Here is a 9,221-nt window from a genome sequence, read left to right as displayed (position 1 = left end):
GGACGAACCGTACGCTGCCGCCTGCCCGGACAATGCTGGTGATACTGCCGCTTGGCGGGTGCGCACCAGGCGGCAGCCTGGGCGACATGCCGTCAGGCGACGAGCCGGGTCGCACCGAACACCGCCTGGTCCACCATCCGCACATGAATCGTCAACAACCGGGGGTCGCGTGCCGTTTGTCGTATCAACCATGGGAGGCAATCCGTGTCACCCCGGTCGGCTTTCCGACGCAGTTCGGCAAGGCATGCGGCTCTCATCTGGGCTGCTTGGGCGACGGGCGTCACCGTCCGCCCCGCTTCCGTTGTGGTGTGAAGTCGGTTTTCCGGCCGCCCGCCCACATGCACGCGTGGGTGAGCCACTTGGGTTCCTGCCCCATGGGATACCCGGGTTTGCCTTGGCCGAGCATCATCGTACTGGTTTTATCCCACTGGCAGATACCACCCCATTGGGCGACCCGACTGGTGACTTGCCGCCATCCGGTTTCGGGGCGGGGTTTGGCGAGTTGTCCGGTTTGGGTGATGGCGAGTACGCGCTGGGGTTGGCGTATCGCATCCAACGCGTCCAACCCGTCATCAAGTTGACTGCCTGACGAGCCGATGATGAATATCATGCGCGCCAACCCGAGGTCTATCATGGGGCGCATGACCCCGCCTGCGAACGTGCTGGGTGTGTTCCATGGTCGCGTCCACCTGGTCGGCGTCCACGATGATGATGTCACTGGAGGTTTGCAGGGCGGTGATGGCCGACCCGTACAAGCCGACAAGGTCGTTGCGCATGGGGTCCACGCGGCCGGGGAGGAGAGCGAACGCGGCGTGAGTCCGGTTGGGCATGATGAGTGCGCCGGCGATACTGTCCAACGCGGCGTCCTCCAGGCCGCCGGTTTTGACGTGGAGGAAGGCGCGTTGGGATTGTTGCCCGGGGTTGCTGTCGATGAGGACGGTGCGCATGCGGCGTTGTCCGAGGGCGTGGACGATGGCTCGGGTGGTGGTGCTTTTGCCGAGGTCGCCGGAACCGCCGGTGACGAAGATGACGGGCGCGAGATGATTCATATCAGGTGCCTATGCGCTGTTGTTTATGGTTGGCTGGTTGGGTGCATTTCGCGTATTTCTGGCCTTTGCGGTTTCCGGCACCTTGATTGTTTGGTGATGTTTTTGGCTTGTTGTTGGTTTGGCTGTTGTGTTGATGTGCCTGATGACTGGTGTGTTTGTTTGATTGGTTGATGTTGATGTGTTTGGTTTGGTTGGCTGATGTGTTGTGTGTGGTGAGTGTGTGTTGTTGGCGAGTGTGAGTGTTGTTGTGTTGTGTTGGTGAGTGTGTTGTTTTGAGTGACGTTTAAATGAATGGCGAGGTCAGGTGATGATAAGGATGTTGGCTGGTATTGAGGAGTGTGATGTGAAGCAAGAGGGGAAAAGAGAAATGGCAAGAGGGGAGGGGCGTGGAAAAGGGAGTGGCGGATTCTAATGGTCGTCGCAACATCTTTGCTGACAGTTGGTGTTGATGGTGTCGGTTGGTGTTGACGTTGCGGTGTCGTCGATCGGTTCGGGGATCTTCTCGTTGGGTTTCATGTGGTCCGGGGGCTTGCGGGGCCTGTCGTTGGGTTCCATGGCGGCTGCGTCGGGGTGTTCCTCGGTGTATCCGGACGGGTCGGTTCCCTTGGGGGGAGTACTGGCGCGGCAAGTCGTTGGTGTTCTCGTTGGTGCTGGGCGCCCCGTCGGGGGTCCGGGCGATGGCGCGGACGCCGGCGGAGCGGTGCATGTCGGCGATGGCGATGCGCTCGTCCATGCGCAGGTGTCCGGCGTCGATCCGCTTGGGTTTGTCCATGCCGCCACGGTACCGGTCCGAGAGCGGCCGCTCGTTGCGGCCGGTGGAACGTGTCCTGCCGTTGCGCCAGGCCTTCCCGGCGCGTTTGGACACACCGACCGCGTGGGCGGCCTGGGTGAAGTCCGTGCCGCCGCGCACCAGGCCCGGTGCTTCGCGCGTCTCGCCGCCTGCATGTCCCGCAGCTTCCCGTGCTTGGTCCCGTCGAACTCGAACACCATGTTTCGATTCCTTCCGAATCCAGGGTGTTGCGACGTTCACTAGAACCCGCCGGACTGATTTTCTTGTACGGGGGATTGAGAATGACACGATCGAACACTGGGCCGAGCAGGGTTTCGAACACCGATGCGTTGATGACCTTCGTGTTATGACACACTTGGGACAGGGGGCGTTCAGAATCGGCGGCAAGATTCGCATCCTGTTCGACGGCGACCACACTGCTGCCGTCTGCCGACCGCTCCGCGACTGCCGCGGCCAGAATGCCCGTCCCGGAGCTCAAATCAAGGATGCGGACTGCGTGTTGGAGTGAACAAGCTGGCAGCCTGATCGGCGATCGGAGCGGGCGTCAGAAACTGCTCGAGGCGCTGCTGCGTCTCGGGTGACAGTGTTGCTGCTGCATGGTCACGGATTTCGGCTGCTGATGTTCTCGTACCGTCAACATTACCGCCAGGTAGGGGCGGGGTGAGGTAGATTTCTTTCCGCAGTGGGCAGTACCGTAGCTCTAGGATTTCGTGCGGAACTGAAACTGATATTGAATCTTGTATTATCCTAGATGCCAAAATAGATGAATGATTGGATGAACATCGCAGCGGTGTAAGAGTGAAAGGTTGAATTGGATTGAGAGATTCGTGAAGCATTATCGTACTGCCTCGGAGTGAGATTGACTCATTGACTGATTGACGCGGCAAGCAAATGCGGCTGTATAGTTGGATAACATCAATGGGAACGAAGCGGTCTTGATCTCGCGCGAGGTAGGCTATTCTTGCGAGTTGGCATCAGCATCGGAGCAAGAGAGAAGGAGAGCGGTTCGGTATGTGGAAGCGTGGCAAGATGACGAACGCGTCTGAGAACGGGGATTCTGATAACAAATTGGGAGTTACGGAATTAGAGCCGCTATACCCGCGGTATATCGAGGGGGAGCACCGTGTTTATGTCGATGCGATTGAGAGCGCAATTGATAATGACCATGAAGGTAAGCTGCATAACATCGCATTATCAGGGGTGTATGGCTCGGGTAAGAGCAGTATTCTTGAAAAAGTAGTTGAGGATTTTGAGGACGGAAAGCGGTTTAGGGTCGCTGCGAAGGGCAGTGGCCGAAATTCCCGCAGTCGTACGAAGAGCATTTCTCTTGCTCCATTGGCCTCCCGTATCGATAACGACATACATGACGACGGACAATTCGGCGGAAGTTCCGCTGAAAGCACTCCAGAAAGCAACAGCAATTCGGTAGATCCCCGGACCAATAAAATACAGCGCGAGATTGTAAAACAACTGTTGTATGGGGCAAGACCTGAGGATGTTCCGCTTTCAAGGTTTCATCGTATTCATGAAATGAGCGTTCCAAGGTTGCTGCTCTGCGCATTGTGCATCAGCTTGTTTCTAGTTGTATTTCTGGGAGTATTTTTCGGAGGGCAGCTTAGAGCTTTCGGAAATATATTGTTGGAATTCCCTCTACTGAATGCGAAGTTGAAGAATAATCCAAATGCGCCGATGGTTGGTTATTTGGCTTTGGCGGTATTGTTATTTTTCTTGTCTTGCATGGCATGTTCCTATCTGACGAATAGCAATTTGAAAATATGGCAAGTTGATGCTGGTGGGGCTTCTATCAAACTGGACAAAGGCGTAGATTCATTCTTTGACCAGTACCTTGATGAGATTGTGTATTTATTTGAAAAATCGAAAGTAGAACTTGTAGTTTTTGAAGATCTCGACAGGTTTGAAAGTCCTGAGATTTTCGATTCGTTACGAGAGCTAAACCAGATCCTCAATGATGACCCGAAGATTGCTAGAAAGAGAGTGATACGTTTCATATACGCGATAAGTGATGCGGTGTTTGATGATCAGTGCGTCGCTTCCTCTGCATATCAGAGTGGCAATAATAATGATTGCGATGACCATCACAGACGCACAGAGGCGTTTGCGCGTGCGAAGTTCTTCGATTTGATTGTTCCAGTTGTCCCGTTTGCGAATCCGGCCAATTCCTATCAGATGGCCCGCCGTACGCTGGGTGACAAGATTACCCAGATGGAGGGTGTCGGTGACCTCTTAGAGGATGTTGCGCGATATATTCCAGATCAACGAACTTGGATTACCATCCGGAATGATTTCATAGTGTATTGCGCAAAGCTGCATATCGGATTGGAAGATGGGAAAGATGCCGAGAATGCTCTTGGGCTATCACCAAAATATCTCCTCGGATTCCTCATTTATCGCAACTGCTATCTTACCGATGCGGCAAGTATGAAAAACGGCAAAAGTAAAGTTGATAAGATATATTCCATAGCTCGGGACATTGTTGCGGACAGCATTCCAAAGCAGACAAAGTTGAAACAAGAACACCAACGTAAGATGGAGATGGTCTCAGAGGGCCACGAAGCAAATGCCAATGCAGCTGACTTGGCACGCGATGTAAAAACATTTGCCGTGTCGCTTTCTGGATTAGATGCAGGTGAATGGTTGCTTCGTGTCGACAATAATGATGAAGAGCAATTGAAGAAAGCGAGCACATGGAGAGAAATATCAAGCAAAAAGGAGAATGAAAAAATCCATATCGGATTGTATGGCGATTATCGGCATATGTTTGAAATGTCTCCAAGAAAGTCCACCCTTGAACAACGACTAGGCAGATCCATAGATGTCGACCGTTTTACATGGGACGCGCTTGCAAAAGAGGAGAATGAGATTGAAAGGCGTCTGAAGAATCTGAAAACTGGGAATTGGACCTTCCTTCTTCATGACGTAGAATGCAAAACAAATCCAGATAATGATGACAATGATAAGGAATCAGCAGGTCGAACTCTGGCTGAATATCTTGAGGATGACTTAGACGAGAGCGATACGTTGTTGTATCACCTGATTGATGGCGGATGGCTACGGCAGGATTATAAGTTGTATTCCACTGTTTATTCAGATGAAGGAATAACTAGAAACGCTCTTGATTTTACGATTCATCACATTGATGAGAATGTCCCTGATTTCTATTTCCATCTTGATAACGCCGATGTCAAGAGTGTACTGAAGCGTGTGCAATCCCGCGGTACCTCCCTGTTGGGGCAGGCGTGGATGTTGAATATCGACATCCTCAATTATTTGTTGGAATCTGAGGATGATCAAGACGAGGAGACTCTGAAACCGGTCATTTCATACCTGTCTGATTTGAAAGATAATGCTTCGAGAGATTTTCTCAAAGCATTTCTCGGAGAGGAAGGTAACAGAACAACTGAGATTCTTCAATTGTTTGCGAGCAGGTGTCCGCAGGTGCTCACGTTCTTGACGGATGATACCTCAGATGTGCTCGAGCCAGCTATCTTGTGCGGGTATCTTGATGCTGTGTTTAGACATTTAGCTCCTGATGTCGAATATCAAGTATCTGAAGGGTTTGCCAACTTCCTTCGGCTGAATGACAGCTCTATAGCGGCGTTGAAGGATGATTCGCTGACAAAGCAAGAGGCGGAAGTTCTCGACAAGGTACTACGGAGTACTGGGTATATGGCTCCGGAGTTGAGCGCTGTGGGCACGAAGCTCCGCATGCTCCTTATTGACCGTGATGGTTACTCGTTCACGAAAGAGAACCTTCTTTCGGCGCTTGGAACTCTCGATAGTTCATTGAAGGAAGGTCTTCTTCCTTCCCTCAATAGGATCAAGGCAATTTCACCGGACGTTTATCGATATGTCATCGGGCACATGAAAGTCTATCTAGACATGTTGGAGAATCAGGAGTATTCATTTGCTTTCGATGACGCAACGTCGACCGATGATGTTGACAACACAATTATTGATGTGATGTGTGATGTAATCTTGGCGCTGAGTGATGCGCAGAGCAATGGCGAGGTGGAGCCTGGAAATAATCCGCCTGAGACTACTCTCAGTGATCGAGACAAGAAGGTAATCAAAGATGTGATTGCGAAGCGAGCGGATGGCGTCAGAGTCAGTTGTTTTCAACCCGGGGAATTGAAGGCCGGCTTATCTCAGAAGATGGCTCCGGAGGTATGCGAACAGTACGACCATTACTTCTTCTTTGAACTACTCGTTAACAATGCAATACAGTTTACTGCGAGGAACCTACTGTCAGCATTGACTGCTTTTACTAGAAGCGAGTCGCGAAAAGCCGTATACAAATGGATGAATTCTAAGGAATCCTTTGACTCTGTGGACGATATCTCGGAGTCTGACAAGATGAATCTTGCTGTCGAACTCTTGAATGTACCCTCAGTCGACTGCAATATAGATAAGAAAGTAGAATTTGTTCGTTCGCTTGATCTTGAATCTCCGTTGCCTGATGAGTTGACCCAACAGATTGATGTTGGTAACAAGTCTGTCTTCAATCTCGAAGAACATCCTAATGCCTATGCAAAATTATTGGACGAGAAGCCGATAATCGCAGATACTTTGACAGCATTCAAGATGATTCCAGCTGATAAATGGAAAGCGCGACTGGAGTGGATGAAGAAGTCTGAAGAGTTTCCGACTTATGTATCAAGTCAGCTCCTCAATCCAAATGAAGCGTGTGATGTGATATCTGATTCAGATAATCATCTTCGTGAAATCCGGCAGACGATACTGGAAAAGCCGGAAACATATCTTCAGGGTGCGAATTACGAAAATCTGCTGAAGGCTGTGAAAAATAATCTTGATCAAGAAGGAGGTGATTGTAGTGAGACACTGTTAGCGGTATTTGCGCAAAAGATAACAAAGCTTGAGAAAATAAAGGAGCTGATGCGTGACGACCTTAAGAGCTTGAACCCTGAAGGTATTCTAGTGATACTAAATTCTGTATTGTTTGAGAACGGCTTGTCCAAATCTAATATATATTTAGCTCGTGAAATTATTCTAAACTGCGGAAACCCCTATGCCCAGATGTTTGACAATAAAAAACGTGTTCTACATGTAAGAAACCAGCAATTCGTAAAACTCATTGCAAAATTCAATTATTATTCAATAAATGATTTCACTGCAGGTGAAGGAATATGGAATTACGAGCAAGAGGAGAGCGGTGTCGAAAAGTATAGATCTGTTCCTGGAATTTTGCCGAAGCTGAATCGTCATATTGATCAACTGAAACCGCGGCCGTTGATTTCTTCGGCGAGTTGAAGTTGCATCGATGCTTCTCGCAGGATTATCGCAGAGCGTTCTTATACACCGCATTTTGCCCAATACCCCTCCCGGAGTAATCTAGTATGTTGATGTGAAGCCGGTGCCTGCGAGGAGGGGATGAACGTGTCTTGCGACATTCAGTCTGATTTGATGCGCGCCGACAAACGACGTGTGCTTGGACTGTTGTTGCAGGACAAGACATCGAAGAGGAACATCCTGTGGGGCACCGACATGTACGCGGAACGCGGCACGGCATATGCGCATGACAGCGAAATCACTCCGGAACTGATTACCGGGGTGCATGCCGGTCTTATTCGCAGTAGGGCACAGAAGCATCAGGATCAGCAATCCGAGCGAACCAGAACGCATGCCGAGGTGTTCACACCGATGTGGGTGTGCGCCATGATGATTGATGCGTTGGATGATGACTGGTTCGGCGCGCAGCATGTTTTCACTGATGAATCCGGTCATCGTACTCAGCGGGTCGCCTTCCCGGAGGGTAAGATGTGGCAGGACTATGTGTGTTCGACCCGTATGGAAATTACGTGCGGTGAGGCGCCTTTCTTGGTCAACCGGTACGATGCGGCGACGGGGGAGCCTGTCCCGGTGGAGAACCGTATTGGTATTCTTGATCGCAAGTTGCGTGTTGTTGACGAGAATGCAGCGGATGAAGACGAGTGGATGCACTGGGCGATTCTTGCGTTCCGCAATACGTATGGCTACGAATTTCAAGGTGATAACCTGCTCATCGCGCGTCTGAATCTTCTTGCAACATTCGAGGAATACCTTGATTACCGGTGGCATAGAGAGGCGACCGACAAGGAGCTGCGGAAGATTGCGAATATCATCGTATGGAATGTATGGCAGATGGATGGGCTCGATAATTGCGTGCCGTACAGCATTTCGGATGAGCAAATAAGCCTTTTTGAATCACAGGGTCTTGATGATCCTATGAGATTGGTTCCGAAGAACCAGCATCCATATCGGTGCCGGGTTTATAGATGGCGTTCTAATAACAGTCAGGTTCTGGTTTCTCCTGAAGGGGGTATCGCAATGAAGTTCGATTATATTATTGGCAATCCGCCGTTCCAAGAAGAAAGTGAAGGCGATAATAAGACCTATGCCAAGCCTGTCTACAACTTCTTTCTAGACGCCGCGTATCAGCTTGGCGATGTAGTTGAGATGATTCACCCTGCACGCTTTCTCTTTGATGCGGGTAGCACGCCGAAGGCATGGAACCAGCAGATGCTCAATGACGAGCACTTCAAAGTACTGTGGTATGAAGCTGACAGCAAAAAGGTGTTCTCAAATACTGAGATTAAGGGGGGAATAGCTGTAACTCTCCATAATGCCAGAGCCAAGTTTGGAAGAATCAAACAATTTATTCCATATCCTGAATTGAAAACCGCTGTAGACAAGATTCAGGCTTCTCCAAGTTTTGTGGGATTGAACACCATTGCGGTATCTCGAACTGCTTACCGATTGACCGAAAAGCTGCATAGCGACTTTCCGAATGTCGCCATGCGACTTAGTGCTGGACATCGCTATGACATGTCCACGAACATCCTCGAACTTTTACCGGAAGTATTCCATGACTCCATTCCGGATGATGGACAAGAATATATTCAGATTGTTGGACGTGCCGCGAACACGCGCGTGACCAAATATATCCGTCGCGAGTATGTCAACCATGTGGAAAACCTTGATGCATGGAAGCTTCTGTTGCCTAAAGCTAGCGGTACTGGAGATTTCGGGGAAACTCTGGCGGATATTATCGTTGCTCAGCCCGGTACTGGCTCTACTGAGACTTTCATGAGCATGGGGAACTTTGCGGATGAAGCAGAAGCCATGAACTGCCTGTCATATGTCAAGACGAGATTTGTCCGCGCTTTGCTCGGTGTTCTGAAAACAACTCAGGATATCACCCCTGCAAAATGGAAGTACGTCCCTCTCCAAGACTTCACCTCCGCTTCTGACATCGACTGGACCCAATCCATCTCCGACATCGACAAGCAGCTGTGCAAGAAGTACAACCTGACTGATGAAGAAATCGATTTCATCGAGAAGAACGTGAAGGAGATGAAGTAATC

5 protein-coding genes are annotated in these 9,221 nt (G+C 50.1%); 2 read left to right on the top strand and 3 right to left on the bottom strand.

Going from position 1 to position 9,221, the window contains the following annotated elements; all coding sequences use genetic code 11:
• Positions 1-280: 280 nt before the first annotated feature.
• The 3 genes from BBOU_RS08735 to BBOU_RS08970 form a co-directional block, all read right to left on the bottom strand.
• Positions 281-610, bottom strand: coding sequence for a hypothetical protein (locus BBOU_RS08735; protein WP_051616776.1), 330 nt, complete (start codon positions 608-610; stop codon positions 281-283).
• On the bottom strand, positions 573-1,049 hold the full coding sequence (locus BBOU_RS00900) for a nucleotide-binding protein (protein WP_051616773.1): 477 nt from the start codon (positions 1,047-1,049) through the stop codon (positions 573-575). Before BBOU_RS00900 ends, BBOU_RS08735 begins: the two co-directional genes overlap by 38 nt.
• 512 nt (positions 1,050-1,561) lie before the next feature.
• A complete protein-coding gene (locus BBOU_RS08970) occupies positions 1,562-2,317 on the bottom strand; it encodes a methyltransferase (protein WP_238551920.1) in 756 nt (251 codons plus the stop codon).
• 533 nt (positions 2,318-2,850) lie between these two features.
• Between BBOU_RS08970 and BBOU_RS00890 the strand changes: the two genes are divergently transcribed.
• Together BBOU_RS00890 and BBOU_RS00885 are read left to right on the top strand one after the other, a co-directional pair.
• A complete protein-coding gene (locus BBOU_RS00890; protein WP_026503005.1) occupies positions 2,851-7,128 on the top strand; it encodes a YobI family P-loop NTPase in 4,278 nt (1,425 codons plus the stop codon).
• Between the two features lie 120 nt (positions 7,129-7,248).
• Entirely contained in the window at positions 7,249-9,219 is a 1,971-nt protein-coding gene (locus BBOU_RS00885; RefSeq protein ID WP_026503004.1) for an Eco57I restriction-modification methylase domain-containing protein, read from the top strand.
• Positions 9,220-9,221: the final 2 nt, after the last annotated feature.

The sequence above is a fragment of the Bifidobacterium boum genome (genome assembly GCF_000741535.1).
GTDB classification, from domain to species: Bacteria; Actinomycetota; Actinomycetes; order Actinomycetales; family Bifidobacteriaceae; genus Bifidobacterium; species Bifidobacterium boum.
Note: the sequence above shows the minus strand (reverse complement) of the source record. Positions and strands in the feature narration are given on the sequence as shown.

Excerpts from the sequence above, each read along its gene's own strand:
- BBOU_RS08735 (WP_051616776.1), bottom strand. The coding sequence starts at position 610 with ATGATATTCATCATCGGCTCGTCAGGCAGTCAACTTGATGACGGGTTG.
- BBOU_RS00900 (WP_051616773.1), bottom strand. The coding sequence starts at position 1,049 with ATGAATCATCTCGCGCCCGTCATCTTCGTCACCGGCGGTTCCGGCGAC.
- BBOU_RS00885 (WP_026503004.1), top strand. The coding sequence starts at position 7,249 with ATGAACGTGTCTTGCGACATTCAGTCTGATTTGATGCGCGCCGACAAA.
- BBOU_RS00890 (WP_026503005.1), top strand. The coding sequence starts at position 2,851 with ATGTGGAAGCGTGGCAAGATGACGAACGCGTCTGAGAACGGGGATTCT.